Source organism: Marinobacter sp. NFXS11 (assembly GCF_040148675.1).
GTDB lineage: Bacteria > Pseudomonadota > Gammaproteobacteria > Pseudomonadales > Oleiphilaceae > Marinobacter.
In genome coordinates this window covers 435,509-461,968 of record NZ_JAGDDV010000001.1, presented here as the reverse complement: position 1 = coordinate 461,968, position 26,460 = coordinate 435,509, and the positions used below count along the sequence as shown (strand labels likewise).

Below are 26,460 nucleotides of genomic sequence, written 5' to 3'. Positions count from 1 at the left end.
CCACCGCTATAGCTGATCGAGGGAGGCCCTCAGGGTCTCCCCGATCCTCGCATTCAACTTCAGATCCACCAGATCTTCAGCCCGAGTCCGCCCCAGGTTCAGGGTGGCAATGGGCTTGTTCCATTCGTTGGCGTACCGGCAGAAACGGAACCCGGAATACACCATCAACGACGAACCGATTACCAAGAGGCCATCACTGGCCTTCAGCGTATCCAGGGCCGAATACACCCGGTCTTTTGGGACATAGTCACCAAAGAACACCACATCCGGCTTCAGAATCCCTTCGCACTTTGGACAATCCGCCAGCCGGAAATCCTCGAAATCCACATCCAGATCGGCATCGCCATCCGGCGCTGTCTCGGCAGTGTATTTCTGGAAGCCCGGGTTCAGATCGGCGCAACGGTCGTGCACCTCATCGCGCGGGCAACGGTAGCCGCAACTCATGCACACCACCTCATCGGCCCGCCCGTGCAGGTCCGTCACCGCCCGGGTACCTGCCTTCTGGTGCAACCGATCCACATTCTGGGTAACCACCAGACTGCTGTGGTTGAGCAGTTCCAGGTCAGAGATGTAATGGTGGGAAGGATTGGGCCTGGCATTACGCATGACCGGCCAGCCAATCAGGCTCCGGCCCCAGTAACGCTGGCGGGTGTAAACGTCTTCCATGAACGCCTTGTGCTGAACCGGCTGCTTGCGCTTCCAGGCGCCATCGCCGTCCCGGTAGTCCGGGATGCCCGAATCGGTACTGACCCCTGCGCCAGTCAGGATCAGCAAGCGAGGATGGCGCTGGATAAACTCCGCCAGCAACGCCCCGGCCTCCTCCGGCTCATGCAACACCGGCGGCTGCTCCGGCTCGGGCAGGCGCTGGCTGGAACTGAAAGGTCGGCTGCTGTGCGTGGTTAAAGACATACAGGCTCCGGTTTCTCAGCCCGGCTTACGGGCCACATACACGGTGTTGAACGATTCCTTGTTCTGAAATGGATTAAAGAAGGATACGACATGGCAGGCCACATCGGTGAACACCTCGTTGAGAACGGCCATGAACTCGTCATCCTCGCCCTCGTTCGACCACATGGCAAACACCCCTCGGGGCTTCAGTTGCCGGGCCATCAGCCGCAGATTGTTGGCGGTGTAGAAGCTGGCACTGGAATCGTGCAGCAGCGCCCGGGGGGAATGGTCGATATCCAGAAGAATGGTATCGAATGGCTTGCCGGGGTTCTTCGGATCGAAACCACCCTCTGCCGGATCGGCAATCGCCAGGTCGAAGAAACTGCCATGGACGTAGCGGTTCCGGGGATCGGCATTCAGATCTTTACCAAGAGGCACCAGCTCCTGCTGATGCCATCCGATAACGGGTTTCAGATACTCAACCACCAGCAGTTCGGCAACACGCTCGTGCCTGAGCGCCGCCACAGCGGTGTAACCCAGGCCCAGACCACCAACAACCACCCGGAGATCATCCCCCTCGGTTTCGCCCAGCCCGATATCCGAGAGAGCCACTTCGGCATCCACGAACATGCTGGACATCAGGAATTCCTCGCCCAGCTTCACCTCGTAGATATCCCTGTCGCCAATCGCCGGAATCCGGCGTCTGCGCAGAGTAATCTCGCCGATGACCGACGGTTGGCTGTCAATTTGCTCGAAAAGCAGTCCCATGTTGCGTGGCTCTTGTTGTCGATTCGAGTTTTCAGGAATCCCAAACTTGGCAGCTTCCCTCTTTTAGCCTGACAATCCGTGCAGGCACGCTTGGGAGGCTGTTTTCAAAACACGCTCCTTGCGGCACATCCCTGTGACGCTTGGGCTCCGCCATCCATGGCTCCGCACAGTTTTGAAAACAGCCTCCCAACCGCGCTTTCCAAATACTCCCTTGCCTACTCTGAACTTCGCTCACCAAGACAAGACAGCAGGATGTTTCGCATCTTTTGCGGACCCTGGTCGTTCATAAGCGCAATGTTCCGTTCGGGGATCCCATCCACATCCGGATAACTATCAATCGCTGCCTCCAAACTCGCTTCCCTTAACAGATGCAGCATCGGGAACGGTGAACGGTTAGTATAATTCTCCGCCGCGTACGGCTCGGTGCCAGCAAACTGGTAATCCGGATGGAAACTGGCGATCTGGTAAACGCCTTCCATCTCCAGATACGCCAACAAACCATCGGCCGCATCAAGGAATTCATTGTAGGGCCCGAAGTCCTGCAATACACCCGGATGGATCAACAGCGTGGTTTCGATCTCTGGTTCATCTTCGAGACGCTGAAGCTCCGAGTGCAGGGCCTGTAACAGCTCGTCTTCCGTTTCGGCTTCCGACACCACAAACCGAACCCGGTTCCGGACCAGTTCCCGTTTGGCGAACGGGCAAAGGTTGTAACCAACGACGACGTCCTCGACCCATTTCCGGGTAGCACTAATTACTTCAGTCTCGCCCATCTTTTCCGTATCCGTTGTTTTATTTGAGCCTCACTCACAGGTTGGAGCGGGCGTGTGGGACTGGCTTTCCAAAACTGTGCGGAGCCAGGGATGGCGGAGCCCAAGCGTCACAGGGATGTGCCGCAAGGAGCGTGTTTTGGAAAGCCAGTCCCACATGGCCGCCAGCACCCAAGCCTCAGTCTCAGAGGTACCCCTGGCTCCGAAGATAATCATCATAGGAACCGCTGAAGTCGGTCACCCCATCAGACTTAAGCTCAATAATTCGCGTAGCCAGCGAAGAAACAAACTCCCGATCATGGCTGACGAAAATCAGTGTACCCGGATAGTTCTCCAGCGCCAGGTTCAACGCCTCGATGGACTCCATATCCAGGTGGTTCGTGGGCTCATCCATCAGCATCACATTGGGCTTCTGCAGGATCAGCTTGCCGAACAGCATCCTGCCCTGCTCGCCGCCCGAGATCACCCGCACCGATTTGCCGATATCGTCGCCGGAGAACAGCATACGGCCCAGAGTACCGCGCACCAGCTGTTCGCCACCCTTGGTCCACTGGGACATCCAGTCGGTCAGGGTTTCATCGTCGGCAAAGTCCGCCGTGTGGTCCTGGGCGAAGTAGCCCACTTCCGCGCTGTCGGTCCACTTTACCTCGCCACTGTCAGGCGTATAGTTGCCCGAGAGGCATTGCAGAAGCGTAGTTTTACCGATGCCATTGGGACCGATGATAGCGATCCGCTCGCCGGCCTCTACCTGCAGGTTCAGGTTCCTGAACAACGGCTTGTCGTCAAAGCCCTTGGTCATGTTTCTCAGGGTAACGGCCTGGCGATGCAGTTTCTTGCCCTGCTCGAAACGGATAAACGGGCTCACACGGCTTGAAGGCTTCACCTCTTCCAGCTGGATCTTGTCGATCTGGCGGGCACGGGAGGTGGCCTGTTTGGCTTTGGAGGCGTTGGCCGAGAAGCGGCTGACAAACTGCTGCAGTTCGGCAATCTGGGCCTTTTTCTTGGCGTTATCCGAGAGCATACGCTCGCGGGCCTGGGTGGCGGCGGTCATGTATTCGTCGTAGTTGCCCGGGAACAGGCGCAGCTCGCCATAATCCAGATCCGCCATGTGGGTGCACACGCTGTTCAGGAAGTGGCGGTCGTGGGAGATGATGATCATGGTGCTGTTACGGGCCACCAGGATGTTCTCCAGCCAGCGGATGGTGTTGATATCCAGGTGGTTGGTGGGCTCGTCCAGCAGCAACACATCGGGATCGGAAAACAGTGCCTGGGCCAACAACACCCGCAATTTCCAGCCGGGTGCCAGGGCGCTCATGGGGCCATTGTGCTGTTCCAGCGGGATATCGAGACCAAGCAACAGCTCGCCGGCACGGGCATCGGCAGTGTAACCGTCCATTTCGGCGAACTGGACTTCGAGGTCGGCCACGGCCATGCCGTCTTCTTCGCTCATTTCCGACAGGGAGTAGATCCGGTCCCGCTCTTTCTTGACGTTCCAGAGTTCCTCGTGCCCCATGATCACGGTATCGATCACCGAGCAATCCTCATAGGCAAACTGGTCCTGGCGCAGTTTACCCAGCCGGACATTGGGCTCCAGCATGACCTGGCCGGCAGACGGTTCGAGATCGCCACCCAGGATTTTCATCAGCGTGGACTTGCCACAGCCGTTGGCCCCGATCAGGCCATAGCGGTTGCCGTTGCCGAATTTGGCGGAAACATTTTCGAACAGGGGCTTTGCCCCGAACTGCATGGTGATATTGGCGGTAGAAATCAAGAAACAAACCTGTCGATGTGGGGCCGGCCGGGCGCCGGCTAAAAGAAAGCCGGCATTGTACAGGTTTGCAGGCATGACCGTGAGACCGCAGAAACACGGATAAAAAGGCTTGCCTCAAACGAGCTGTGAAGGCAGCATTCCGGTTCTGATGTACCCATTCATCCGACACAAGGACATTGATCATGGCACAGGCAACAGCGCGCCACATTCTGGTAGACAGCGAAGCAAAATGCGAAGAACTCAAAAAGGCGATTGAAGGCGGACAGGACTTTGCCGAAGTGGCAAAGCAGCACTCCTCATGCCCCTCCGGCCGTAATGGCGGCGACCTTGGCTCCTTCGGCCCTGGCCAGATGGTTCCGGAATTCGACAAGGCAGTGTTCAACAGCGAAGTGAACACCGTTATCGGTCCGGTGAAGACCCAGTTCGGCTATCACTTGCTGGAAGTGACCAGCCGCAGCTGATGATTCCTGGTTTCATACCGGGAATGCCCACCACCGGCCGGCAACTACCATTGCTGGCCGGTGCTGCTTCGCTGCTTATTGCGCCCTTCCTGTTTGTTGGCGGGCCGGACTGGGCCTCGGGGCCGCTCCTCAAGTCGGCCTGGAACCTTGGCCACATCCTTCTGTTTGCACTACTCACTCTGGCGGTCAGACCCTGGCAGTGGTTAGGCGGCTGGCGTCTCTGGCTCGCGGTTACCGTCGTCTTGCTGGTGCTCGGAATTGGCATCGAGTTGATCCAGGGCGGGCACAATCGCGACATGGATGGGCGGGACCTGCTGCGCAACCTGATTGGCAGTTGGCTGGTTATCGCGTGGTACCCCTTGCTCACATCAGAGCGGCGAACCTCTCTCGGCAAGGGCCTGGTGGCCGCATCCGTTGCACTGCTACTGTGTTTTGAGCTGGGAGCTACCGGCATGGTGGCTGCCCGGCAGTGGCAGGTACACCAACAACTCCCTCTGCTATACGATTTCAGCCATCAGGATCCAGGCGCATTCTGGACCGGCAGGCTCACGGCCTCTGCCGACCACTTGCTGAATAATGCGCAGAGCCTGAAACTTGATCTGGGCACTGAAACCTACTCGGGGGTCTCGCTCAACAATCTCCCGGCCGATTGGCGTGATTACGAAACACTGAGCATTACCCTGTTCAATCCCTCAACCGCTCCCCTGACGCTGACGCTTCGAATCAATGACGTAGCCCATGACCGCAGCGATCATGCCTACAACGACCGCTACAACACCCGCCTGACCCTGGGCCCTGGCTCCAATACCTTCACCCGGAAACTGGCTGACATCGAAAACGCACCCGAGGGCCGAACCATGGATATGTCCCAAGTCAGAAGAATGGGACTTTTTGCGGTTCGCCTGCCCGAGCCACGCACTGTTTATCTGTTGGATCTGAGGCTGGACTAACCGAGCGTCCAGGGATTATCGGTTATCGGTTCGGCGCCAGCGTCGGTAACCAGAATCGTTTCACTACACCCAATGCCCCATTGCCCGGGAATGCGCAAACAGATGGGCAGGTGGAAAACCATGCCCGGTCGAAATTCCACATTGCCACCCCTGGCGATGAAGCCCGAGCCCTCCACCCAGGATGGCGGGAACTGCGCGCCCACCGTGTAGCCAAATACCCCGGAGAAAAACACCTTTCCGGCCAATGGCTGAAGCGCCTTCTCGGCGTTCTGGGCGGCCTGGTCGAAAGTGGCTCCCGGGCGGATCGACGTCAGCAGGGTATCCACAATCCGACGGCAGCTGTCATGGACCCGACGCATTTCAGCCGATGGCTCGCCACCAGCAACCACGGTCTGCATCATGGGTGCGGTGTAGCGGGTCCAGGCTGAGCCGAATTCCAGAAAAACAGGGTCGCCTTTCTGCACCACCGTACGTTTGTGATTGCAGTGGATCACGCTGCTGCGACGACCGGTCACAACAATTGGCTGCATGCTCATGAATTCACTGCCGGCTGCCAGCAGCGCCCTGGCGCCTTCGGCGGCAATGTCATTATCAGTAACACCCGGCTGGACCGCGGCCACGGCCGCCCTGAAACCTTCGGCTGTTATCCGGGCGCTTTCACGCAGGCACCGGATTTCGGCATCGGACTTGACGATCCGGATCTGCTTCAAAAGACCACCGTTGTTGAGAAAGCGCACCCCCGCCATCCGTGCCTTAAGGCCTTCCAGCACACCCTGGCGCAGGGAGCCGTGCCAGGCGTCAATGCCGACAGTCTCAACTCCGTCGTTGAGAACCTGGACCAGTGGTTCCAGCACTTCACCGATGCCCTCCCAGCGGTATCCAACGACCCGGGCGACCCGGGTGGTAATCATCGCTGGCCCCATTTCGATGGAAGGCACCTGCAAGAGCACATCCTCCTGGGTCACTACCAGGGCCACATGAACGGATACCTCAAAGGTGCTGTAACCGGTCAGGTAGAAAATATCCGATGGATCGGTCAGCAGCAGGGCGCCAAAATCCTCCCGGGCCATCCGATCCCGGACACGCGCCAGGCGCTCCGTGAATTCCTGCTCCGGAAACGGGCATTCCAGCCCTCTCAGTTGTGAGGACAAGGCTTTCTGATAGGCATTGAAATCCATAACGACACTCCTCACTCGCATATACTAGGGAGATTGGACCCAATTCCCGCTTTGCACAAACCCCGAGCAAGGAATTATTCGAGCATTGCATTGACGCCGAACGGCAACTTGCGGGATTCACTGACCGCCTGGTGATTCCGGGCTAAGAAAGCGGGACATCTGCTTACCAATGCTTTCCACCGGCTCGGTGATTGCCTGCTGGATGCTGTTGGTCACAACCTTCGAGAAAGCCGCGCCTGCAGAGCTCTCCAGAAATTCCAGATACAGACCCATCTCCTGGGCACCGATAGTCTGGTAGGTGTACAGATAGCTGTCGTAAACCTGCTGACCCACCACGCCCCTGAGCATGCTGCGCTGGCTTTCAATGCGTTGGCGCAGCTGCTCGTAATTGGCCGAATCACTGCTGAACGCCGCCATTGCCGTTGCCAGGCCGAGCTGCACTGCAATCGTTGTATCCACCGCGCTCTCTGTGGCCCGCGCAGCCCGATCAAACCGATCGAACATGTCCGCTTTGCGCGTGCCCTTGTACCGGCTGTTCAATTCCGCGGCACTGGACTGGATTTTCGGCCAGGCCGAGGGTTCTGAAGCTGCAATCTCCGCCGAAGAAATCTTTCTGGCCACAGGGGTTTCGTACCAGTCATGGACTGCCTGGAGCTGCGAATCCGTGAGTTTGGCTTGCAGATCGTTAATGATCTGCTGCTCGATATCCACGGAATTGAAACCGCTGCTCACGATGTTCCCGATGGTATTGGCCATCATTGGAGGAAGCTGACCATTCTGCTTGAGTCCTTCCCGGATTCCCTGGCTCATCATGGCCGGGTAACGGGCCACAATATCGTCTACAGGCGATACTTCCAGTACCTGGCGGGCATCCGGCGCGGCATGGGCAGTACCAGTAACAAGAAGTGCTGTGATTAAAAGAGGTTTAATTATGGGAAATCGCGTCATTTACCTATCATCCCGAGTGAATCATTGATTCCCTTATGCCATGGGTTCGAGGCAGGCAGCAAGCAATCCCGCGGCCCTGGAGATGACGGTTTGGTAGGAATGCGAAAGAAACGTCCCCGTAAGACCAAAAGTCGGCAACTGGCTCTGGAAACCTGGAAAAGCCGGGCAAGATGGTATGGGCTTCCAATGTTGGGGTTGCTGATGGGTCTCTGGGCAACGCTCCGCTTCAGCCTTTTGGCACCGGATCCTCCGGCAAACCCGGAGAACATCTGCGAAATCTTCCGGGAACACCCGGTGTGGTATGACTACGCCAACGACTCCAGGCAACGCTGGGGCACACCCATCGCCACCCAGCTAGCGTTTGTCTATTACGAGTCGTCATTCCGCAGCCATGCGCGTCCCCCACGCACCCTGCTCTGGGGCTTTATTCCCTGGAGCAGGCCCACAACGGCATACGGTTATGCCCAGGCCCTCGACCCCGCCTGGCGGGAATACCTTCAGGCCAACGGCGAAGGCTGGTTCACCGTGCGCACCGACATGGAACACGCTTTGGATTTCGTCGGCTGGTACAACCAGCTCAGCCAACGGCAGCTTGGCATTCCCTTCTCGGCGCCCAGAAAGCTGTACCTTGCCTACCACGAGGGCCGGGGCGGATATGCCCGCAGAAGTTTCGAAGAGAAACCGGACGTCATGGATCTGGCCGCCCGGGTACAGACCCGGGCCTTCCGGTACGACAATCAGCTCAAAACCTGCGAGCAGGAATTCCAGTGTTGGCGCTGGTATCAGTTCTGGCCGTTCTGCGGCTGACGCTCGTCAGAAAGCGGAAGAAATCTCCAACTGGGACTCCAATGCCTGAAGGCGTTCAACCAGGTACTCCATAACGATACGGACCCGGGCCATTTGTTGGGTGTCCTGGTTAACATGCAGCCAGAGATCCACGCTCTCACCCTCCAGCGGGTCCGACAGGCGGCGGAGTTCACGAGTGCTCTCACCCAGGTAGCATGGTAAGACCGCGAGGCCGGCACCGGCTTTCGCCAGCGCGTGCATGGTTTGCAGGCTATTGCAGCGAATGAAAGAAGTAACGTTCTTCAACTGCTTTCTGTACCAGCGGCCCGTCGCCAGATGGCTGAAGGTTTCATCCGGTATAATCCAGACGCAACCTTCCGGACGGTTTTCCACGTCCATTTCACGATGCCGCCGACAATAGCGGGCCGCCCCGTAAACGGCAGACTCGATGGAGGCGATTCGCTCGCCTTCCAGAGTCGCCTGCGGCTTGTTCTCGGGCCGCAAGGTGAGATCCGCTTCCCGATGGCTGAGGTTCGCCACATCGTTATCAGTAAGCGTTTCCAGCTCAATATCCGGGAACTCCCGAATCAGCTCGGCCAGGATCGGGCTGAGCAGCGCGCTCATCATTGCGTCTTCCGCCGCCAGCCTGACTTTACCCACCGGCGCCGAATCCTGACCGACCAGTTTGCGCTCGAGATTTTCCATCTCGATGGCCAGCCGATCCGCCTCCCGGAACGCGGTCTCACCCACGGGGGTGAGCTGCAGTCCATCCCGGCTGCGTTCAAAAAACTGTACACCCATCGACTCTTCCATCTGGTCGAGTCGCCGTAAAACTGTGGTTTGGTGCACACCCAGTAATTCGCCGGCCTTGGCAAGCGTTCCGCCTATTGCCAGCGCCCGTATATATCGAAGATAATCCCAATCCATAGTTACTGCATATTTGCAACGTGAGTACGGATTTTAACGTATTCAAACTGCAAATAAGAACCCTTAAAATCGCTTTTAAATTAAGGTAGATCCCTAACTAACCTACCTGCCAAAATCAATACACCCATTAAAAAGGAGGAAGGCGCTATGACTCAGAACCATATCGCAACCGTAAACCCGCTGCCGTCCAGTATCCTCCACAACAGTGCTGAGGTCAGGCGCCAGTATACCCGTGCTGCGGCAAAGCAGGCGGTACAGTTTTTCAGTCGCAAAATGCGGAGCTTCAACCGGAAAGCAGCAACCGTTGCTCCGGACATGAGCCAGATGCAGGGCGGCCATTAAACCGGCAGCCAAATCTGGCATGAGCGAGGAGATCGCTCAGGCTGAGAACAGAAAGAACATAAGGATTTGACAGCGCCGTTGGCTCCCAGGGAACCAACGGCGTTTTACGTTAGCGGATCAGAATTCCCAAACGACTTTTTTCTTCTGGCTGAACCAGTCGTCCATCTTCTGATTGTAGAAATCTTCTATCACATTCCGCTTGATCTTCATGGTCGGCGTCAGCATGCCGTTTTCCATGGTCCAGGGCTCCCGAACCACCACGACAAAGGCTACCTTCTCGTGGGACTCGCACTCCGCATTCACCGCCTCCAGTTCGGCCGCAAGTTCCTGCTCCAGCTCACCACGATCCATTCCGGTCTCCAGTTCATCCCTGGCCTCTTCCGACAGCAGGACCATCAGGCAAGGCTGCGGCTGGTTGGCACCGGCCACACAGACCACTTCGGCCTTTGGATGATTAAACCGGTTTTCGATGGGCACCGGCACCACGTATTTGCCTTTGGAGGTTTTGAACAGATCCTTTACCCGGCCTGTGATACGGAGGGTGCCGTCCCGATCGATCTCGCCCATATCTCCGGTTTTCAGGAAGCCATCCTCGGTGAGGTCTTCCTTGGTTTTCTCCTCATTCTTGTAGTAACCCAGCATCTGGCCCGGGCTTTTCACCTGGACCTCACCGCCCTCTCCGATGCGGTGCTCGACCCCTGGATTCGCCATACCTACCGAACCGGCGCGAGCCTGGCCTGGTCGGTTGGCGTGAGAATAGCCGAAGTTTTCCGACATCCCGTACACTTCCAGCAGCTCGAGCCCAAGGTTGCGATACCAGTTAACGATGTCCGCTGACAGCGGCGCTGCGCCGGTCAGGGCTGCCCGACAATAATCGAGCCCCAGCTGTTTCAAGACCTTCTTCTTCACCAGGCCGCTGATAATGGGGAGACTGAAGAGCAGCTTCTGCTTTTTTGGCGGCAGTTTGGCATTTACACCAAGATAGAACTTCATCCACAGGCGCGGGACCGAGAAAAACAGCGTCGGCCTTGCCCGCTGCAGGTCCTCCTGGAAGGTATCCAGGGAATTCGCAAAATAGAGATGAAAGCCATAGTAGAGGGACTGCGTTTCGACGGCTGCCCGCTCGGCCACGTGAGCCAGGGGCAGGTAAGACAGCATGCGCTCGTCAGAGGAAACCGGGAACAACTGCTGCAGGCCATCAGCTACTGAAATCATGGTCCGGAAGCTGTGCATGACGCCCTTGGGGCGACCGGTGCTGCCGGAGGTATAGACAATCGTGGCCAGGTTATCCGGATCCGGCAGCTTGGGCTGCGCAGGCGACTGTTCGGCCACAATCCCCGACCACTTGGGCGTATTATCCCGTGGCGACAGGGGCAGGGAAATGAGCGGCAAATCTGCCGGAATGTGGTTCTTGATGTCGTTCCAGCCGTCCGCGGTCCCGTCCAGTTTTCCGAGGAACAGGAGCTTTGCCTCACTGTGCTCGAGAACGTAGGCAGCAGTATCTCCGTTGAGGGTGGGATAAAGTGGCACCGACACATGGCCTGCCGCCCAGATCGCCAGATCGGCCAGGATCCAGTGCGCGCTGTTTTTGCCGAGGATACTGATATTGCTGGGTTCCGGAAGCTTCAGGCTGTCCAGGTAAGCCGCCATGCGGGATACCTGATCGGCTGCTTCTCTCCAGGTAATATCTTCCACCCGGCCATCCGGGTAAGGCTGAGTAAGGTAAACGTTGTCGGGGGTTTCCTCTGCCCAGTAATACAGGCAATGGAGTGAGGTCTGCTTCCGGGGGTCTACCGCCATAAACGGCTCCTTTTTGTTATTGTCCTTCGTGTTTAGGTCATGCCATTGCGATTCATACTAGCGTCATTTCAGACCCGCTCAATAGCAATTAGTGCCCGCGCCATTGGCAAATTAATCCTCGCCCGAGAACTGTTACTCAAAATTTTTCGTAACATTTGTCAAGTTTGAGCTAGTGTGAAGGGTGTACACCCTCCTTTTCGAGCAAATTGGATGTAGCCATGAGCAAACCAAAACGTTCGTTTTTAATCTTTCCGGCCTGGGGCATCATTCTTCTGGGTTCCGGTGCCTTTTTCTACAGCGCCTATGCGGGCATGCTGGGTACCTGACCCGGGAAAACCGTTTTAACGCCGAAACCGGGTTTCGAGGACAACGGCAGAGTTGGTCCTCTCAACTCCCTCAAGGTTGCCAATGTCATCCAGCACGGCGCTCAGTTCCTCCAGGGACTGGGCTTGAACAATGGCAATAAGGTCGTACTCCCCACTGACGGAAAACAGCTGCGATACCTGGCTGATTTGCTCCAGGGCAGCATTGGTTCTGCCGGTGAGCTTCTGGAACACCTTGATCGATACGTGAGCCTCCACCTGGCTCGCCGAAAACTCACCCCCCAACTGAACCGAGTAACCACGGATGACACCGCTGGACTCCAGCCGCGCTATCCGATTCTGCACCGTCGAACGCGACACATGCATGGCTTTGGCGAGCTCCGTGATACTGGCACGGGCATTCTGCCGCAGCAGCATTAGCAATTTCTGATCCTGTGAATTAATCATACCGCCAAATCTCTTTCCTATTTTGCATAAATTGTAGATCATTTCGATCATTTTGCAGCTGCATTCTGACGCTGGCGGCTTTCATACTGGGCCCAAAACAATGCCCAGGAAGATCGCCATGATAATTCGACCGATTACCCCCAAAGATCTTGATGCCCTGATGCAGATCGCAGTGGAATCCGGCCCCGGCTTCACCTCGCTAATGCCGGATCGCGATGCCCTGAGCCGCAAGATTGATCATTCGGTTGAGAGCTTTGCACGGACTGTGACCACTCCCGGCGATGAGCATTATCTTTTCGTGCTTGAAGACAGTGCGACCGGCCAGATTATGGGGACCACCGGCATAGAAGCTGCTGCTGGCTTATCCCGCCCGCTCGTGCATTTCCGCCGTAACGCGGTTATCCATCACGAGGAAGATCCCCGGAAACGTCACGCCGAGGAAAGCCTTACCCGATGCCAGCATTACACCGGCTGCACCGAGGTATGCTCGCTGTATCTTCGGCCCGGATTTCGCCGGGCCAATGCGGGCAAGCTCCTGTCACGGGTTCGCTTTCTGTTCATGGCACTGCACCCGGAGCGTTTTGCGGACACCGTTATTGCAGAAATGCGCGGCGTTTCAGACCATGCCGGCCAATCCCCGTTCTGGGACTGGCTCAAACATCACGTGGCAGATCTTGATTTCATGTCTGCCACACAGCTGGCCTGCTGTGGCCAGAGCGGTTTTGTTGAACGCTTTATCCCCGCCACGCCATTGTTCACCCGGCAGATGACCGAGGCAGCCAGGGCGGTTATCGGCCAGGTCCATGAAGATACGCGCCCTGCCCGACACATGCTGGAGCGCGAAGGTTTTCGCCACCGGGGCTTCGTGGATCTTCTGGATGGGGGGCCAACACTGGAGTGCGCCAGATCGGACATCGCCAGCGTGCGCGATACCCTTCTTACCCGCGCAAAGCTACAGAAAGGCAACCGGAGTTCCTGGAATATTGCTGGAAACACCGTTGGATCCGCTATAGTTGCCAATGCTGGCTGTTCAGGCTTCAGGGCTACGGTAACCGAGCAGGTCCTGCCGAACCCCGATGCCAATAGCCTGTCAGTGCCAGAGCAACTGGCGAACGAACTGAACCTTGGCGGATATAGCCTGGCCTGCTATCTGCCACTGAGCCAGTCCAGGGAAGAGTCACAGGGGCGTCAACAGCCCTGCCAAAAACCGGTTACTGAGGAGATTCGCTATGCACACTGATCCGGACACCCTGTTTGCAAGACTCTGGGAGTCCTACCGCCAGGTAACCCCTTCGGCCGATCGCATACATAAAATCCTCGGCGCCGAAGAGGGGCAGGCCATCGTCAACGACCACATTGCGCTTCGCACCTTCAACCTGGACCCTGTTCGGCTGGACGCTCTTGCAGAGCACTTTCTCAGCCTCGGCTACGAGGAAGGTGGCGAATACCACTTCGAGGCCAAAAAGCTTTATGCCCGCCACTATGAGCACCCCTCCCGGGAACTGCCCAAGGTGTTTATTTCCGAGCTGCTTGTAGAGCAATGCTCACAAGAGCTGCAATCGGTGGTTAAAAGTCTTGTCGGCCAGGTAAATCCGGAGGCGGTTACTGCCGATGATTTTCTCTATTCGGGACGCCATTGGGAGGTCGACTACGACACCTACCGCCAGCTGATGAAGGAAAGCGAGTACGCCGCCTGGATGGCCGCCTGGGGCTACCGCGCAAACCATTTCACGGTCAGCATCAACCATCTGGAACAGTTCGGTTCGGTTCCGGAAATCAATCAGTTGCTGAAAGATCATGGCTATACGGTGAATTCATCCGGCGGTGAAGTAAAAGGCTCCCCGGAAGACTTGCTGGAGCAGTCCTCAACCATGGCCGACCGGGTGCCGGTAACCTTTACCGACGAGACGGTAACCATACCCAGTTGTTTCTACGAATTTGCCCTGCGTTATCCGAAACCGGATGGCCCGCTCTACTCGGGCTTCGTGGCGGCATCGGCCGACAAGATCTTTGAGAGCACGAACGCCGGCAGCTGAGTCTGCGTGCAAAGACTCGCGGTCACGACCACCCCTGTTCACCGATCAGGGGAACGAACCGGACTGCGCCGAGGTCCTCGGTCCGGAATTCGTTCTCCGTCAGCCGGGTAATACGTTCAAGCGACTGAACCGAATGGTCCGACCCCACCGGTATGACCAGGTGCCCGCCAACCGCCAGCTGATGCTTCAATGATTCCGGCACCGCTGGCGCACCGGCAGCCACGATGATGCCATCGAAAGGCTGGTGCTCGGGCCAACCTATCGTGCCATCGCCACAGCGAACCCGGACATTGTCAAAACCGTCGGCGGCCAGCGTTCGGGCTGCGCGATCGGCGAGTTCCGGAACCCGTTCGATGCTGAACACCTCGCTTGCAATACAGCCCAGAACGGCAGCCGCGTAACCCGAACCTGTCCCGATATCCAGAACCCTTTCTCCACCCTCCAGGTTCAGTGCTTCCGTCATCAACGCCACGATGTAAGGCTGTGAAATGGTCTGTCCCGCGCCTATCGGAAGGGGACCATCATCGTAGGCGCAGTCCTTCATGCGTTCGGGAATGAAGTGTTCACGCGGCACCCGACCCATGGCCTCGAGCACAATGGGCGACTCGATTCCACGGGCGCGGAGCTGAAAATCCACCATGGACGCTCTCTGCAACTCAAAGCCATTGTCCTGATTCATGACCCTCTTCCTTCCCCTGGTCTGGCTGCTTACCGGCCGTTACAAAGCAGTAACTTTTTTACAACGGCGCGCTTGAGATTATCTGTCTACTTTTTAGACATCGGTAATGACACATACAACCACCGAATGCCAAAAACAACAAACGGACAACGGGTCCACGAACCGGCCAACCCGTTGCCGAGGAGGAGAAATGTCGACATCCGTAAACCACCTCGACGAGCGCACGCGGGACTCCGCAGACCTGCTCGAGGAGATCATGCCCTCTGCCATTACCCTGGCCATGATGCTTCGCCACCGGAAAATGGCCGCCTGGCTGCGTACCGAATTTGACGGGTACCAGGACATTGCTGCCGCACCGCCCTATCGTAGGCAGCTACACGGACACATTGTTGCCAAATCCCCCCAGTATGGCTGGATTCCCGCTCCGGTAGACGACCAACAGAAGGAGGAGTTCGGCAACATGGATCTGCTCGAGGGCGTGAAGGCTCTGGAGAAAATCTGTGTTAACTGCAAGAAAGGCAACGGCAATCGGGTGTTGCTGGAAAAAGATGAGATGACCGTGTTGCAGAAGCAGATCAACCTGACCGCCGAGCTGGCCATCAACCTGAGTCGCGACGTCTATTGCCGGCTCCTCAAAACCGTTCGGGCTGCAATCTACCTCTGGACCCAGGAACTGATGGCTGAGGGCATTGCCGGGGAGCATAACCACTATAGCCCGGACGAGCGCGCAAAAGTTGCACACCTGGATGACCCCGAGAAGTTCTGGCGACGGGCCATGGAAGAGGTCGACAGCCTGCCGATACCAGACGTGCGGGTGACCGGTTTCTTTGAACGGGTATTCGGGCGCGCAGGCTGAGCCTCGCGCCCTGGCGACTACCAGAGCACGCTGAAAATCCCGACGCTGCTCACCAGCAGCAGCACCGTCCCCAGCAGACGGAAGAACACCGGAGTCTCCGCCTGGAGAATACGGTCATGAGCGTAGAGCCCGATTATGTGGCCCACGGCTGCACATGGCAGAAGCCAGAGGTGATGGATAAGTTGCAGATCGATGCCGGCCCAGACAAAAGCGGCCATCTTGATCAGCACCAGAATGAACCAGAGCGCGAACAAGGTATCCCTCAGTTTTTCTTTGGGCAGGTGCTGGGCTGCCACGGCAATGATCAGGGGCGCGCCGATCAGGGAAGTGCCACTGATGTATCCGCCCACCATGAGGAATATCGCGTCGACCGTTTTGCTGCCGCTGCGGAACGGTCGGTTGATGATGTAGGAAACGGAATAAAGCGCCACGATAACGAAAATAATGGCGCTCAGGATGTCGCTGGGCATGGTGATCAACCCGAATACACCAATCAGCTTGGGCACAATCATGATGGCGAGGATCCGCCACAGGTATTGCCAGTCGACAGTGCCCGAGCCCGCCTCACGTTGCTCGCCTGCCCCGGTGCGATTGTTCATCCATATTGTCAGGGATGAAAAAACCAGAAGGTGAACTGCAATGATCGGCAGAAATACCAGCGGTTGATCAAGAACCAGCAACAGAAATGGCAGGGACAAAACGGCACCACCGAATCCCAGCCCGGAGCGGACAAAACCACTCCAGACGAAAATCAGGGCAATCAGCAAATATTGGTAAATCGCGAGATCAGACATGGATTCCCGGTTGTCGTCAAAAGGGCCGTCGTTTATCCGGAACTGGTCTAAGCTCAGTTAGTTGCGAAGAAAAACAACATTCCCCGGAGGATGTGAATGGCCCTGTCATGGAAACAGAAGTTCCTGCTGTTGATTGTTGCTACGCTGATTGGTCTGGCGATTGCCACTCTGGCCTCCCTGAGCGGGCTCGGCAAGGTATCTGACGCTTATGAGGCCCGAAGCGAAGCAAGAGCCTACGAATCCGCGTCCCTGACCCTGCTGAACGACTGGCTGGCACTCGAGAGAACGAGTGAAAATCTGGAACCGAACCAGGTTGAGAACTATCGGGAGAGACTGGCGTCGCTCGCGACACAGTCATCGGCACTCAGTGAATCGGCCGGACCCCTGCCCGGTGACGCGGTAAAGACCACAGCACAACAAATCCAGGAGCAGGTTGCGGAGTATACCCGACTTCGCACCGAATGGCTGGCCTTGAATCAACAGCTGGGCCTCACTCCGTCCAGCGGTTTGAGAGCAACAATGTCCGAAGCCATTAACGACAGGCTTCGGCAAATCAGCATTTCCATCTTTAACGACGACATCAACACCATCGCTTCCACCTACCGCGACTATCTGTCTACCTTCGATACGACTTATGCCGAGTCAACCCGTGAGGCCCTGGCGCGGATGCAGGCCACCGTCACCGAGATGGACTGGCAGGAAATTGACATCGGCCAGGCCGTCCAGGCGTTCGCCACTGCCTTTTCCGATGCCGAATCGCTCATCGCCAGCCTGTCTGCCATAGAGAACCAACTGTCAGCCACCGGCACCCGTATTCGCGATCTGATTGCCGAGCAAAACACCCTGCTTCGCCAGGACATTATTGTGGCAACCAGCCAGCAGGCCGAAGAGGCCCGCGCCGCTTCGACCTGGCTGATCATTGCAACCGCTGCTGCGGTGGTCATCATCCTTATCCTTACCCTGACGACCGCCTCCAGAACCCTGGTAAAACGACTTAATGAGACGGTAAACCTGCTCACCCGGGTTGCCGGCGGTGACCTCAGTCAGCGCCTTGAGCCGGGCAGGAATCCAAATGATGAATTCAATCGCCTGGGCGAGGCGGCCAATAAGATGTTGGATGATGTCTCGGACGTTATCGGACAGGTCGTCGAGGGTAACCGCACGCTGTCATCGCTTCAGGTTGAACTGGACGCTTTGGTAGAACAGATGGGCAGGAACGGCGAGCAGGTTGAAGACGAGACCGAGCAAACCGCCACTGCGGTTCAGGAAATCTCCCACACGGCGGTGGATATTGCCCAGTACACCCAGTCAGTCAATGACGCTGTTCAGAGCGCAAACGGCGCCGCCCATTCTGGTGCCGAGGTGGTCAGGCAAAGCGCAAAAACCATGACTGAACTGGCCGAGAAGATCCAGAGAACCCACGATCAGGTCGGCCAGCTGAGCAAAACCGGCGAGAAGGTCAACTCCATCGTTGGCGTAATCAACGGCCTGGCTGAACAGACCAACCTGCTGGCATTGAATGCTGCGATTGAGGCGGCAAGAGCCGGCGAGGCCGGACGCGGTTTCTCGGTTGTTGCCGACGAAGTTCGTTCCCTCGCAGAGAAAACCGTATCGGCAACCAACGGGATTGCTGAGATCGTGGAATCGCTTAACCGCGAAACCCAGGCCATTTCCAGACTGATGAAAGAGGGCCTGACTTCCGCAGGTGAGGGAGAGGAAAGCTCGAGAGAGGCAGCGCACTCGATCGAACAGATCACCGGCTCGATACAACAACTGGCTGGCGACATGAATCAGGTGGTGTCCTCTGTTGAGGGGATATCAACGACCACCGAGGAAATCGCCCAGAAGGTGGAACAGATCCACGGGCACACCCGGGAAACCTCGGATATCCGCCAGAAGCTCAACGCCCACATCGGACGACTGTCATCCCAGGTAAGCACCCTGACCCAGGCCTCACAGGGCTTCCGTCTGTAACAATGGGCCCTGGACAGGTTGCACGGCAGGGTTCCAGGCGTTAGCATGCTCGATACTGTACATTTAAACAGTATCGAGCATGCCCATGAAAACTCGCGCCACCGCCCTGAATCCCCACAACCGGTTCCAGCCCATTGTCACTGACCGGGAGGCAGACCATGACTGGTATCACGACCCCGAAGACGACCTGAACCCCGATACGCTCGCTACGGAAGTCGTCCTTGAGACCGCAAAATCCATAATCAGTCGAAATACGTCACCGGACGTGCCGTTCGACCAGTCGATCAATCCATACCGTGGCTGTGAGCATGCCTGCATTTACTGTTTCGCCCGCCCTACCCACGCCTATTGGGATATGTCACCGGGGCTGGATTTCGAAACCCGGTTGATAGCGAAACCCAACGCCGCCACCCGCCTGAGAGAAGAGCTCGACAGGCCCGGCTACCGGGTGTCGCCCATTGCCCTGGGCGTCAATACGGATGCCTACCAACCCCTTGAGCGGGACCAGAAAATTACCCGTCAGGTGCTGGAAGTTCTGGCCGAGTATCGCCACCCGGTGTCCATCATCACCAAGGGCGCCTTGATTCTCAGGGACCTTGATCTGCTCGCTGATATGGCTTCTGAGGGGCTCTGCTCCGTGCGCATCAGCCTCACCAGCCTGAGCAACGATCTGAAACGACGCATGGAGCCGAGGACAGCCGCGCCGGCCACCCGCCTCAAGATGATCAGGCAGCTTGCGGAAGCCGGCATTCCGACCGGTATTATTCTCGGGCCCGTAATCCCCTTCATCAACGATCACGAAATCGAGTCTATTCTGGAAGCGGCTGCCGAGGCGGGCGCCACCCGGGCTAGCTGGATTATGCTTCGGTTACCCCATGAACTGGACGAGCTGTTCCAGGACTGGCTGCAACGGCACTTTCCGCAAAGGGCCGAGCACGTAATGAACCGGATGCGCGACCTCCGGGGCGGCAAGAGTTATGACGCCACCTTCGGCCGCAGAATGACGGGCACAGGCCCCTACTCGGACCTGATTCGCCAGCGTTTCACCAAAAAAGCACGGCGTTTGGGACTGAACCTCCATGAAGAGGAACCGTTGCGAAACGATCTTTTCCGGCGGCCAGGTGGGGAACAAATGCCGCTGTGGTAGCATCAGAATATCGGTTACACCTACAGCCTTAATTGATGCCTCTCAGGGATGAGGTGGAGAGTACCCCCATGCATGGAATCAGACCTTTTTCCCTCGCCACAACACTTTTTGCGCTGTTTACCGCGCTCTGGCAGCCCGCTTGCCTGGCAGCCGATGAAGCCATTGTCGCCAGGATTGAGGCGATGGAGGCGGGTTTCCCCGTGCAGGTGCTCGGAAGCAGGCTAATGGCTCACAAGGCACTGTCGGCCTTTTATGGGGCCAACGGATACCAGCCAGCATGGAAATCAGCTGAGCTTCGTCGGCAATTGATTGATTCGGTTGAACAAGCCAGTCATGACGGTCTGAACCCGGCTGACTATCACGCGGATATTCTCTCGGGGCTGGCACTCAGACCCATGAGCGATTTCTCTGAAGACCTGAGGGCCGATCTGGACCTGCTTTTCTCTGACGCTTTTCTGATGCTCAGCTCACACATGCTGGTTGGCAAGGTCAACCCACAGTCGGTTCACGCCGAATGGACCGCCAACAGACGCCAGCGCCAGATGGAATCCGTTCTGAAGGATGCCTTGGAGCGCTCGGATATCACCGGCACGCTGGATTCACTGCGGCCGGCCGATCCCGCATACCGGAAGTTGATGAGCGCAAGGCAGGACCTGACCAGACTGCTGGGCCAGCCCTGGTTACCTTTGGCCCTGCGACCAACCATTCGCCCCGGCGACAGGGATGAGCGCCTGAATGAGGTCCGCCGACGACTCTCTCTGTTGGGAGAGCTTGCAGAGTTACCGGCAACGGTCACAGATCCGCGTGACTACGACGCCGAGCTTGAATCTGCGGTCATGCGTTTCCAGGCCCGACATGGGCTTGAACCCGATGGCCTTGTCGGGAAGGACACCCTGACAGCACTGAACCTGATACCGGTGGAACGCCTGCGCCACATTGACGCCACGCTCGAACGATGGCGGTGGCTGCCGGAATCCCTCGGCAAAACCTATGTCTTGGTCAATATCGCCGGATTTGAACTGAAGATGGTGGAAAACGGCGAAGAAGTACTGCGCAAACGAGTGATCGTCGGCCAGCCATTCCGCCAAACGCCGGTGTTCAGCGATCGCATCCGGTATCTGGTGTTCAATCCCACCTGGACCGTACCGCGAACGCTGATGATTCAGGATCAATTGCCCCGGATTCTCAGCGATCCGGACTATCTCTCCCGACTCAATATCAGCGTTTACCGTGGCTGGGGCGCTGACCGGGAAAGAGTGGACCCGCTGGAGGTTGACTGGCCATCACTGAATCGGAACAACTTCCCGTACCAGTTGGTGCAGGAACCCGGCCCTCAGAATGCCCTGGGTCAGATCAAGTTCATGTTCCCGAACCAGTACGATGTTTACCTGCACGACACGCCGGGGCGCGGCCTGTTTTCCCGGGCCGAGCGTTCATTCAGCTCTGGCTGCATCCGGGTTGAGCAACCTTTTGATCTTGCAGAGCGACTTCTGGCGTCGGCGCCCGACTGGTCCCGGGAAAAGATTGACCGGGTGGTTTCCGGAGCACAACCCCAGACTGTCGTGCTCCCGGAGCCGGTGCCTGTGCACATCCAGTACTGGACCTCCTGGGTGGATAACGAGGGAAGGCTGCAGTTCCGCAATGATTTATACAACCGCGATGCCCGCCTGATTGAACAGCTCCGTGGAACCGCCGAGGGGGATACGCGCTACAATACTCCGGTAGCCGGCTCGAGCCCGGCACAGGACAAGCTCTGAAACAGGCTAATCGCATCAGTTGAGGAGATATCATGAAACAGACCCTGCTATTGGTTTTCGGGATACTCTTACTGCAGGGATGTCAGTCGCTGCCACCCGCCGAGGACGAAATTGACGGAGACACTGTTTTCGTCAGCGCCAACCATTGTCTCAACGAATACCTGGATGATCTTGAGAAGGTGCATTACGGCCCCTGTCTCAAGGTCATTGCGATAAACGGCAATGAGCCGGCTGTAAGAGAAGACGGATTCATTGAGCTACCGGCAGCGACAGCGCTGACTATTGGAGTGAGCTGTGTTTATCGCCACGCCGACGGCTCGCCTATTCCGGCAACCATGGAAAACGTAGACTTTGCAGTGAGCAAAAACACGTTCGCAAAAGCGGGGCAACGCTGGTATCTCCACGCTCACAAACAGGCCCGTAGAGTTGTCGGCTGTGAGCCCACTTTGTCGCGTTCGGTCTATCCCACGAATGACACAAATTAGTACCGATGGGCGGTGGGACCGGGTTCTAACGCTTTCAGATGGCAGGACCTTGGCGTTTACAGACGTTGGCGACCCCCTCGGTTACCCGATTGTCTTTGGGCACGGTATGCCGGGCAGCCGTCTGGAAGGCCGCTTCTTTGATAAAAAAGCCAGGGAGCACGGGTTTCGCATCCTGACCCCCGACCGCCCCGGTATCGGCAACTCCGATTTCCAGCCAGGGCGCAAGCTGCTCGATTACCCGGCCGATATCGAGCAGCTTGCCGATTCCCTGGAATTGGCGCGCTTCAGTCATATCGGCTGGTCCAGTGGCGGTTCCCGTACCCTGGCCTGCTGTTACCGACTCGCGGATCGAGTTGATCTCGGGGTCTGCCTTTCCGGGCTCACTCATTTTGCGGAGTATCCCGGCTCCGGAGGGCTGGTTCAGGCCACACGATGGCCGGGCCCACAGCTGGTCAGGCTCAGTCCCCGATTGACGCGACTGGCCGTCACATTGATTGCCTGGCTATCCAGGCGTCACCCGGGACTGTATCTCAAAGGTGCCGAGGAAATGGCCAGCAGGCATGACCGCCAGCTATTGAGGGAGCTATTGAGCGACGGCGAATTCCAGCGTGATCAGCTCATGTGTCTCAACAGTGGCGGACCAGCCATTACCACCGATTTACTGACCGAACTTGGAAACTGGGGTTTCAGTCTTCGCGATGTCCGGACCCCGGTATTCATCTACCAGGGCGAGGAGGATCCATTCGTGCCCATGGACTACGCTCGCCACCTCGCCAAAAATCTACCAGTCGCAGAGCTGACCCCGATGCCCGGCCTCGGTCATCTGTACCCGCTTTGCCGGGACTTTCAGGATCAGCTTTTTCAACGTCTCACTCTGCAGCTGGATCGCCATCAAACAAAGGAGTCACAGACACCATCATGACCAACAAAATCGATATCCACTATTGCACCGGTTGCCGCTGGCTTCTGCGCTCGGCCTGGATGGCGCAGGAGCTGCTGACAACCTTCGAAGGCGAGATCAGTGAATTGAGCCTGCACCCCGGCACTGGCGGCATTTTCGAGGTATGGGTCAATGGCATGCGGGTCTGGTCCCGCAAGCAAGACGGCGGCTTCCCGGAAATTACCAAACTCAAGCAATTGGTTCGCGACCAGGTTGCACCGGAACGCTCCCTTGGCCATTCCGACACCAAAACCGGCACCTCAGAATAATCATTCAAAAATACTGACAGGCTGTGTCGATATTCTTCGCTTTTAGAGAAGGCGCTGCGCCCCGATAGTACTCTTCGTTCAATTCAACAACATGAAAGGGTATCTATGAGCGACGTGATGCAATCCATCAAATTCAACACCATCGAGGTACCTAATCGATTCGCCCTGGCACCAATGACACGCACCAGTGCGGAGCCGGACGGCACGCCGAATGCCCTGATGGCAGACCATTACGAACGCTACGCGAGGGGCGGCTTTGGTCTGGTGATCACCGAGGGAACCTATACCGATGACAAGGCAAGCCAGGGCTATGCCAACCAGCCCGGCATCATCAACGAAGCGCAGATAGATGGCTGGAAGACCATTGTCGAACGGGTACACGCCGCAGGCAGCAAGATCATCGTTCAGTTGATGCACGCCGGCGCGCAGTTCCAGGCCAACCGTTTCACCGACCAGCCCCAGGGGCCCAGCGAAGTTACCCCAAAAGGCGCCCCTCTTGGTTTCTATGGCGACCAGACTGAGTGGCAAACGCCCAGCGCCATGACCAGGACCGACATTCAGGCGGCGGTTGAAGGTTTTGCACAATCCGCCGCCAATGCGAAAGCCGCCGGCTTCGATGGCATTGAGATTCACGGGGCCAACGGCTATCTGTTGAATCAGTTCCTGAGCACCTACTTTAACCAACGCGACGATGAGTACGGTGGGTCACTGAAAAACCGGCTGCGCCTGGTGGTTGAAGTGGTCCGTGCGATTCGCGAGGCCGTTGGCGAGGACTTCACCGTAGGCATCCGCCTGTCTCAGGGCACGGTAACTGATCCAGACTACCAGCTGCCGGAAGGCGAAGCCGGATTCCGTCAGATTGTGGAAGCGGTCCGCGATGCAGGTGCCGATTTCGTCCATACAACCGACGGTGACGTTAACCGGAAGCATTTTGTAGAGGGTGATGAGAGCCTGGCTGGCGTGGCCGCCAGCGTTGAAGGGATCGGTCTTATCCTCAATGGCAACATTGATGAAACCAACTGCCAGGACGTGGCCAACCAGTTCCCGGACACCCTGCTTGCGGTCGGCAAGAAAGCACTCGCAAACCCCGACTTCGTGCAGCGCCTCAAGGACGGCAAGGAGGTAGCGGATATCGATTTCGCGATGCTGCAGCCGAAGGCCACGATTTCCAACGAGCTGGCCTGGCGCAAGCAGAACGCCGCGTGATTTTCTTCCCCTCCCGAGAAACGCAGCCGGAGGAACCCATCGGGGTTCTTCCGGCGTAGCTACTTCAAGCTGCTATGCTGACATCACAAGCCAACGGGAGACTGAATGACCCCTGACATCGGTATTGTCTGGATGGGAACCATTGCCAGCCTGCTGGCGGGCCTTGCCAGTGGCGTGGGCGCCCTGGGTGTTTTCCTTGTTCGTACACTCACCCACAAGCTGCAGGACGGAATGTTGGCTTCGGCCGCTGGTGTGATGCTGGCGGCTTCATTTTTCTCACTGTTGTTGCCTGGTCTGGAGTACGGCGAACAGATTACCGGCGAAACCTGGACCGCCGCGCTGATTGTCATTTTCGGTCTGCTCTCCGGTGCCGCAGCCCTCTACTTTGTGCATCAGAAGCTGCCGCATCAGCACTTCGAGCTGGGCCGGGAAGGATCGGACGCTTCTTACATCCGTGGCATTTGGCTCTTTATTGTCGCTATAACCCTCCATAACTTCCCCGAAGGCATGGCGGTCGGCGTCGGTTTTGCCGGCGGCGATGTCAATAATGGCTATGTTCTTGCCACCGGTATCGGGCTCCAGAACATTCCCGAGGGCCTGGCCGTCGCTTTTTCGCTATTGGCCATCAACTACTCGCGAATCAAGGCCTTCAGCATTGCCCTGATAACTGGATTGGCCGAGCCCCTGGGTGGTCTCTTCGGAGCGACGCTTGTCTGGCTTGCCGAGCCAATAATGCCCTGGACCCTGGGCTTCGCAGCGGGCGCCATGCTGTTCATCATCAGCAACGAAATCATCCCCGAAACCCATCACCGGCAATGGAAAATCATGTCCACCTTCTGCCTGATGGGCGGTTTTGCCGTGATGATGTTCCTGGATGCTACGTTGGGCTAACCGCCCAGACACCCGCCAGGGCTTCCAGAGCCTCCGCGATCAGAGGCTCGCCCTGTCGGTCCCGGTGCCATACGAAACTGAGCGCGCAAGGCAACTGCAACCCTTCAACAATTTCCAGGCCGGTTTCCTGGCGCTCAGCCATCGCCAATGCATCCCTCGCGAGACTCAAACCCACACCTGCCCTGACCAGGTCCAGCATGCACGCCTCCTGGTCGACCTGGGCTACGCCCCGCGGCATTAACCCCATGGGTTCCAGAGTGCCTTTGAGCAGCCGGTGATGAACGGAGTCTTTTGGGGTCACAATCCAGGGCATAGCTGCCAAGTCGGACCACTGGGCCGACCGAAGCCTCGGCCCCCAACCCGCCGGCGCAACCACATAGTAGTGAAACCGGGTCAGCTCACGGTGAACCACATCCGGCGCCAGTGCGCCCGGCCCGACGCCTGGCGGAGCCAGAAAGAAACCGACATCAAGCCCGCCATCCCGCACCTGCTCCAACACGCTGCCACTCATGCCTTGACGCAGTTCGGTTTCCAGTTGTGGCGCCCGTTCCACCAAGCGGTGCAGAAACGCCCCGAGACGGATAAATTCCGGATCCACGATGGTACCAATCCTCAGCCGCCCTCGAAGGGTGTTATGCAATGCCCGGGCGCTCTGCTCAAACGCCGCCATGGCAGCGAGTGCTTTTTCAGCCGAAGGCAAGAGAGCCTGACCATCGGGGGTCAACACCAGACCCTGGGGCTTGCGCAGGAACAGTTTGAGTTCCAGTTCGTCCTGCAGTTGCTTGAGCTTGAGGCTGACGGCGGGCTGAGTCAGATGGAGGCGAGTGGCAGCGCGGCTTACACTGCCCTCACGGGCGACAGTAACGAACGCCCGAAGGCTCTGAAGGGGGTACATAAGTGTCTCGTTTCAGGCTCTAGATATAAGCTTACCTTATATCTGGCTTTTGAAAATCTCAATTGCTTTACCCCTTTGCCACACCTAACCTGTATGGTCAGAAATTACCCAACGCTCCTTAAGGGCCCTTAGCAGAATGCATTTCTGCCATTTCCAGCGGCCAATCGCGAAA

Annotated in this window: 27 protein-coding genes; 15 read left to right on the top strand and 12 right to left on the bottom strand. The window is 57.5% G+C overall.

Features of this window, described 5'->3' with window-relative positions:
* Positions 1-6: 6 nt before the first annotated feature.
* From J3362_RS02285 to J3362_RS02270, 4 genes are all read right to left on the bottom strand, one after another.
* Positions 7-909, bottom strand: coding sequence for an NAD-dependent protein deacetylase (locus J3362_RS02285; protein WP_349517950.1), 903 nt, complete (start codon positions 907-909; stop codon positions 7-9).
* 15 nt (positions 910-924) lie between these two features.
* The gene (locus J3362_RS02280) at positions 925-1,656 is read right to left on the bottom strand and encodes a polyamine aminopropyltransferase (protein ID WP_349517949.1); all 732 of its coding nucleotides are present in this window, start codon (positions 1,654-1,656) and stop codon (positions 925-927) included.
* Positions 1,657-1,871: 215 nt separating this feature from the next.
* Entirely contained in the window at positions 1,872-2,429 is a 558-nt protein-coding gene (locus J3362_RS02275; RefSeq protein WP_349517948.1) for a DUF1415 domain-containing protein, read from the bottom strand.
* Between the two features lie 181 nt (positions 2,430-2,610).
* Entirely contained in the window at positions 2,611-4,197 is a 1,587-nt protein-coding gene (locus J3362_RS02270; RefSeq protein WP_349517947.1) for an ABC-F family ATPase, read from the bottom strand.
* Positions 4,198-4,379: 182 nt separating this feature from the next.
* Here J3362_RS02270 and J3362_RS02265 point away from each other — a divergent pair, with 182 nt between their 5' ends.
* Positions 4,380-4,658, top strand: a complete 279-nt coding sequence (locus tag J3362_RS02265; protein ID WP_088827466.1) for a peptidylprolyl isomerase — start codon at positions 4,380-4,382, stop codon at positions 4,656-4,658.
* The gene (locus J3362_RS02260) at positions 4,658-5,608 is read left to right on the top strand and encodes a succinyl-CoA synthetase subunit beta (RefSeq protein WP_349517946.1); all 951 of its coding nucleotides are present in this window, start codon (positions 4,658-4,660) and stop codon (positions 5,606-5,608) included. The genes J3362_RS02265 and J3362_RS02260 overlap by 1 nt, the downstream gene beginning before the upstream one ends.
* Here J3362_RS02260 and J3362_RS02255 read toward each other — a convergent pair.
* Both J3362_RS02255 and J3362_RS02250 read right to left on the bottom strand, forming a co-directional pair.
* Positions 5,605-6,786, bottom strand: a complete 1,182-nt coding sequence (locus tag J3362_RS02255; RefSeq protein ID WP_349517945.1) for a M24 family metallopeptidase — start codon at positions 6,784-6,786, stop codon at positions 5,605-5,607. The genes J3362_RS02260 and J3362_RS02255 overlap by 4 nt on opposite strands.
* 117 nt (positions 6,787-6,903) lie before the next feature.
* The gene (locus tag J3362_RS02250) at positions 6,904-7,734 is read right to left on the bottom strand and encodes a DUF2059 domain-containing protein (protein ID WP_349517944.1); all 831 of its coding nucleotides are present in this window, start codon (positions 7,732-7,734) and stop codon (positions 6,904-6,906) included.
* 99 nt (positions 7,735-7,833) lie between these two features.
* Here J3362_RS02250 and J3362_RS02245 point away from each other — a divergent pair, with 99 nt between their 5' ends.
* Positions 7,834-8,541 (top strand): transglycosylase SLT domain-containing protein, encoded by a 708-nt coding sequence (locus J3362_RS02245; protein ID WP_349517943.1) that lies wholly within the window; start codon positions 7,834-7,836, stop codon positions 8,539-8,541.
* Positions 8,542-8,547: 6 nt separating this feature from the next.
* Here J3362_RS02245 and J3362_RS02240 read toward each other — a convergent pair whose 3' ends face one another.
* Positions 8,548-9,447, bottom strand: coding sequence for a LysR family transcriptional regulator (locus J3362_RS02240; protein ID WP_349517942.1), 900 nt, complete (start codon positions 9,445-9,447; stop codon positions 8,548-8,550).
* A 147-nt stretch (positions 9,448-9,594) separates the two neighbouring features.
* Between J3362_RS02240 and J3362_RS02235 the strand changes: the two genes are divergently transcribed.
* Positions 9,595-9,789, top strand: coding sequence for a hypothetical protein (locus tag J3362_RS02235; protein ID WP_064228236.1), 195 nt, complete (start codon positions 9,595-9,597; stop codon positions 9,787-9,789).
* A 117-nt stretch (positions 9,790-9,906) separates the two neighbouring features.
* Here J3362_RS02235 and J3362_RS02230 read toward each other — a convergent pair whose 3' ends face one another.
* Both J3362_RS02230 and J3362_RS02225 read right to left on the bottom strand, forming a co-directional pair.
* The gene (locus J3362_RS02230; RefSeq protein ID WP_349517940.1) at positions 9,907-11,589 is read right to left on the bottom strand and encodes an AMP-binding protein; all 1,683 of its coding nucleotides are present in this window, start codon (positions 11,587-11,589) and stop codon (positions 9,907-9,909) included.
* 341 nt (positions 11,590-11,930) lie between these two features.
* Positions 11,931-12,359, bottom strand: a complete 429-nt coding sequence (locus J3362_RS02225) for an Lrp/AsnC family transcriptional regulator (RefSeq protein WP_349517939.1) — start codon at positions 12,357-12,359, stop codon at positions 11,931-11,933.
* 118 nt (positions 12,360-12,477) lie between these two features.
* Between J3362_RS02225 and J3362_RS02220 the strand changes: the two genes are divergently transcribed.
* Entirely contained in the window at positions 12,478-13,599 is a 1,122-nt protein-coding gene (locus tag J3362_RS02220; RefSeq protein WP_349517938.1) for an arginine N-succinyltransferase, read from the top strand.
* Complete coding sequence (locus J3362_RS02215; RefSeq protein WP_349517937.1) at positions 13,589-14,395, top strand: DUF1338 domain-containing protein; 807 nt, start codon at positions 13,589-13,591, stop codon at positions 14,393-14,395. The genes J3362_RS02220 and J3362_RS02215 overlap by 11 nt, the downstream gene beginning before the upstream one ends.
* Before the next feature lie 22 nt (positions 14,396-14,417).
* Here the strand turns inward: J3362_RS02215 and J3362_RS02210 are convergent, their stop codons facing one another.
* Positions 14,418-15,074 carry a protein-L-isoaspartate(D-aspartate) O-methyltransferase gene (locus tag J3362_RS02210; RefSeq protein WP_349517935.1) on the bottom strand — a complete coding sequence of 219 codons (657 nt, stop codon included), beginning with the start codon at positions 15,072-15,074 and terminating at the stop codon, positions 14,418-14,420.
* Positions 15,075-15,264: 190 nt separating this feature from the next.
* On the opposite strand from J3362_RS02210, the gene J3362_RS02205 reads away from it, so the two are divergent.
* On the top strand, positions 15,265-15,930 hold the full coding sequence (locus J3362_RS02205) for an AbiTii domain-containing protein (RefSeq protein WP_349517934.1): 666 nt from the start codon (positions 15,265-15,267) through the stop codon (positions 15,928-15,930).
* Positions 15,931-15,947: 17 nt separating this feature from the next.
* Here J3362_RS02205 and J3362_RS02200 read toward each other — a convergent pair whose 3' ends face one another.
* Complete coding sequence (locus tag J3362_RS02200; RefSeq protein ID WP_349517933.1) at positions 15,948-16,724, bottom strand: TSUP family transporter; 777 nt, start codon at positions 16,722-16,724, stop codon at positions 15,948-15,950.
* Positions 16,725-16,820: 96 nt separating this feature from the next.
* Between J3362_RS02200 and J3362_RS02195 the strand changes: the two genes are divergently transcribed.
* The 8 genes from J3362_RS02195 to J3362_RS02160 all read left to right on the top strand — a co-directional run bounded on the left by J3362_RS02195 (position 16,821) and on the right by J3362_RS02160 (position 25,393).
* Positions 16,821-18,698 (top strand): methyl-accepting chemotaxis protein, encoded by a 1,878-nt coding sequence (locus J3362_RS02195; RefSeq protein WP_349517932.1) that lies wholly within the window; start codon positions 16,821-16,823, stop codon positions 18,696-18,698.
* Between the two features lie 85 nt (positions 18,699-18,783).
* Positions 18,784-19,845, top strand: coding sequence for a PA0069 family radical SAM protein (locus tag J3362_RS02190; RefSeq protein ID WP_349517931.1), 1,062 nt, complete (start codon positions 18,784-18,786; stop codon positions 19,843-19,845).
* Between the two features lie 68 nt (positions 19,846-19,913).
* Positions 19,914-21,602, top strand: coding sequence for a L,D-transpeptidase family protein (locus J3362_RS02185; protein WP_349517930.1), 1,689 nt, complete (start codon positions 19,914-19,916; stop codon positions 21,600-21,602).
* A 32-nt stretch (positions 21,603-21,634) separates the two neighbouring features.
* A complete protein-coding gene (locus tag J3362_RS02180) occupies positions 21,635-22,087 on the top strand; it encodes a hypothetical protein (RefSeq protein ID WP_062781613.1) in 453 nt (150 codons plus the stop codon).
* Positions 22,088-22,136: 49 nt separating this feature from the next.
* A complete protein-coding gene (locus J3362_RS02175; RefSeq protein ID WP_349517929.1) occupies positions 22,137-23,009 on the top strand; it encodes an alpha/beta fold hydrolase in 873 nt (290 codons plus the stop codon).
* Complete coding sequence (locus J3362_RS02170) at positions 23,006-23,296, top strand: Rdx family protein (protein ID WP_349517928.1); 291 nt, start codon at positions 23,006-23,008, stop codon at positions 23,294-23,296. The genes J3362_RS02175 and J3362_RS02170 overlap by 4 nt, the downstream gene beginning before the upstream one ends.
* Before the next feature lie 105 nt (positions 23,297-23,401).
* Entirely contained in the window at positions 23,402-24,502 is a 1,101-nt protein-coding gene (locus J3362_RS02165; protein WP_349517927.1) for an oxidoreductase, read from the top strand.
* A gap of 105 nt (positions 24,503-24,607) precedes the next feature.
* Positions 24,608-25,393, top strand: a complete 786-nt coding sequence (locus J3362_RS02160; protein ID WP_349517926.1) for a ZIP family metal transporter — start codon at positions 24,608-24,610, stop codon at positions 25,391-25,393.
* Here J3362_RS02160 and J3362_RS02155 read toward each other — a convergent pair.
* Complete coding sequence (locus J3362_RS02155; protein ID WP_349517925.1) at positions 25,380-26,288, bottom strand: LysR family transcriptional regulator; 909 nt, start codon at positions 26,286-26,288, stop codon at positions 25,380-25,382. The genes J3362_RS02160 and J3362_RS02155 overlap by 14 nt on opposite strands.
* Positions 26,289-26,460 lie beyond the last annotated feature (172 nt).

Excerpts from the sequence above, each read along its gene's own strand:
- J3362_RS02245 (WP_349517943.1), top strand. The coding sequence starts at position 7,834 with ATGCGAAAGAAACGTCCCCGTAAGACCAAAAGTCGGCAACTGGCTCTG.
- J3362_RS02275 (WP_349517948.1), bottom strand. The coding sequence starts at position 2,429 with ATGGGCGAGACTGAAGTAATTAGTGCTACCCGGAAATGGGTCGAGGAC.
- J3362_RS02225 (WP_349517939.1), bottom strand. The coding sequence starts at position 12,359 with ATGATTAATTCACAGGATCAGAAATTGCTAATGCTGCTGCGGCAGAAT.
- J3362_RS02210 (WP_349517935.1), bottom strand. The coding sequence starts at position 15,074 with ATGAATCAGGACAATGGCTTTGAGTTGCAGAGAGCGTCCATGGTGGAT.
- J3362_RS02230 (WP_349517940.1), bottom strand. The coding sequence starts at position 11,589 with ATGGCGGTAGACCCCCGGAAGCAGACCTCACTCCATTGCCTGTATTAC.
- J3362_RS02195 (WP_349517932.1), top strand. The coding sequence starts at position 16,821 with ATGGCCCTGTCATGGAAACAGAAGTTCCTGCTGTTGATTGTTGCTACG.
- J3362_RS02200 (WP_349517933.1), bottom strand. The coding sequence starts at position 16,724 with ATGTCTGATCTCGCGATTTACCAATATTTGCTGATTGCCCTGATTTTC.
- J3362_RS02205 (WP_349517934.1), top strand. The coding sequence starts at position 15,265 with ATGTCGACATCCGTAAACCACCTCGACGAGCGCACGCGGGACTCCGCA.
- J3362_RS02265 (WP_088827466.1), top strand. The coding sequence starts at position 4,380 with ATGGCACAGGCAACAGCGCGCCACATTCTGGTAGACAGCGAAGCAAAA.
- J3362_RS02260 (WP_349517946.1), top strand. The coding sequence starts at position 4,658 with ATGATTCCTGGTTTCATACCGGGAATGCCCACCACCGGCCGGCAACTA.
- J3362_RS02280 (WP_349517949.1), bottom strand. The coding sequence starts at position 1,656 with ATGGGACTGCTTTTCGAGCAAATTGACAGCCAACCGTCGGTCATCGGC.
- J3362_RS02240 (WP_349517942.1), bottom strand. The coding sequence starts at position 9,447 with ATGGATTGGGATTATCTTCGATATATACGGGCGCTGGCAATAGGCGGA.
- J3362_RS02215 (WP_349517937.1), top strand. The coding sequence starts at position 13,589 with ATGCACACTGATCCGGACACCCTGTTTGCAAGACTCTGGGAGTCCTAC.
- J3362_RS02165 (WP_349517927.1), top strand. The coding sequence starts at position 23,402 with ATGAGCGACGTGATGCAATCCATCAAATTCAACACCATCGAGGTACCT.
- J3362_RS02160 (WP_349517926.1), top strand. The coding sequence starts at position 24,608 with ATGACCCCTGACATCGGTATTGTCTGGATGGGAACCATTGCCAGCCTG.
- J3362_RS02170 (WP_349517928.1), top strand. The coding sequence starts at position 23,006 with ATGACCAACAAAATCGATATCCACTATTGCACCGGTTGCCGCTGGCTT.
- J3362_RS02250 (WP_349517944.1), bottom strand. The coding sequence starts at position 7,734 with ATGACGCGATTTCCCATAATTAAACCTCTTTTAATCACAGCACTTCTT.
- J3362_RS02235 (WP_064228236.1), top strand. The coding sequence starts at position 9,595 with ATGACTCAGAACCATATCGCAACCGTAAACCCGCTGCCGTCCAGTATC.
- J3362_RS02155 (WP_349517925.1), bottom strand. The coding sequence starts at position 26,288 with ATGTACCCCCTTCAGAGCCTTCGGGCGTTCGTTACTGTCGCCCGTGAG.
- J3362_RS02285 (WP_349517950.1), bottom strand. The coding sequence starts at position 909 with ATGTCTTTAACCACGCACAGCAGCCGACCTTTCAGTTCCAGCCAGCGC.
- J3362_RS02220 (WP_349517938.1), top strand. The coding sequence starts at position 12,478 with ATGATAATTCGACCGATTACCCCCAAAGATCTTGATGCCCTGATGCAG.
- J3362_RS02255 (WP_349517945.1), bottom strand. The coding sequence starts at position 6,786 with ATGGATTTCAATGCCTATCAGAAAGCCTTGTCCTCACAACTGAGAGGG.
- J3362_RS02185 (WP_349517930.1), top strand. The coding sequence starts at position 19,914 with ATGCATGGAATCAGACCTTTTTCCCTCGCCACAACACTTTTTGCGCTG.
- J3362_RS02190 (WP_349517931.1), top strand. The coding sequence starts at position 18,784 with ATGAAAACTCGCGCCACCGCCCTGAATCCCCACAACCGGTTCCAGCCC.
- J3362_RS02180 (WP_062781613.1), top strand. The coding sequence starts at position 21,635 with ATGAAACAGACCCTGCTATTGGTTTTCGGGATACTCTTACTGCAGGGA.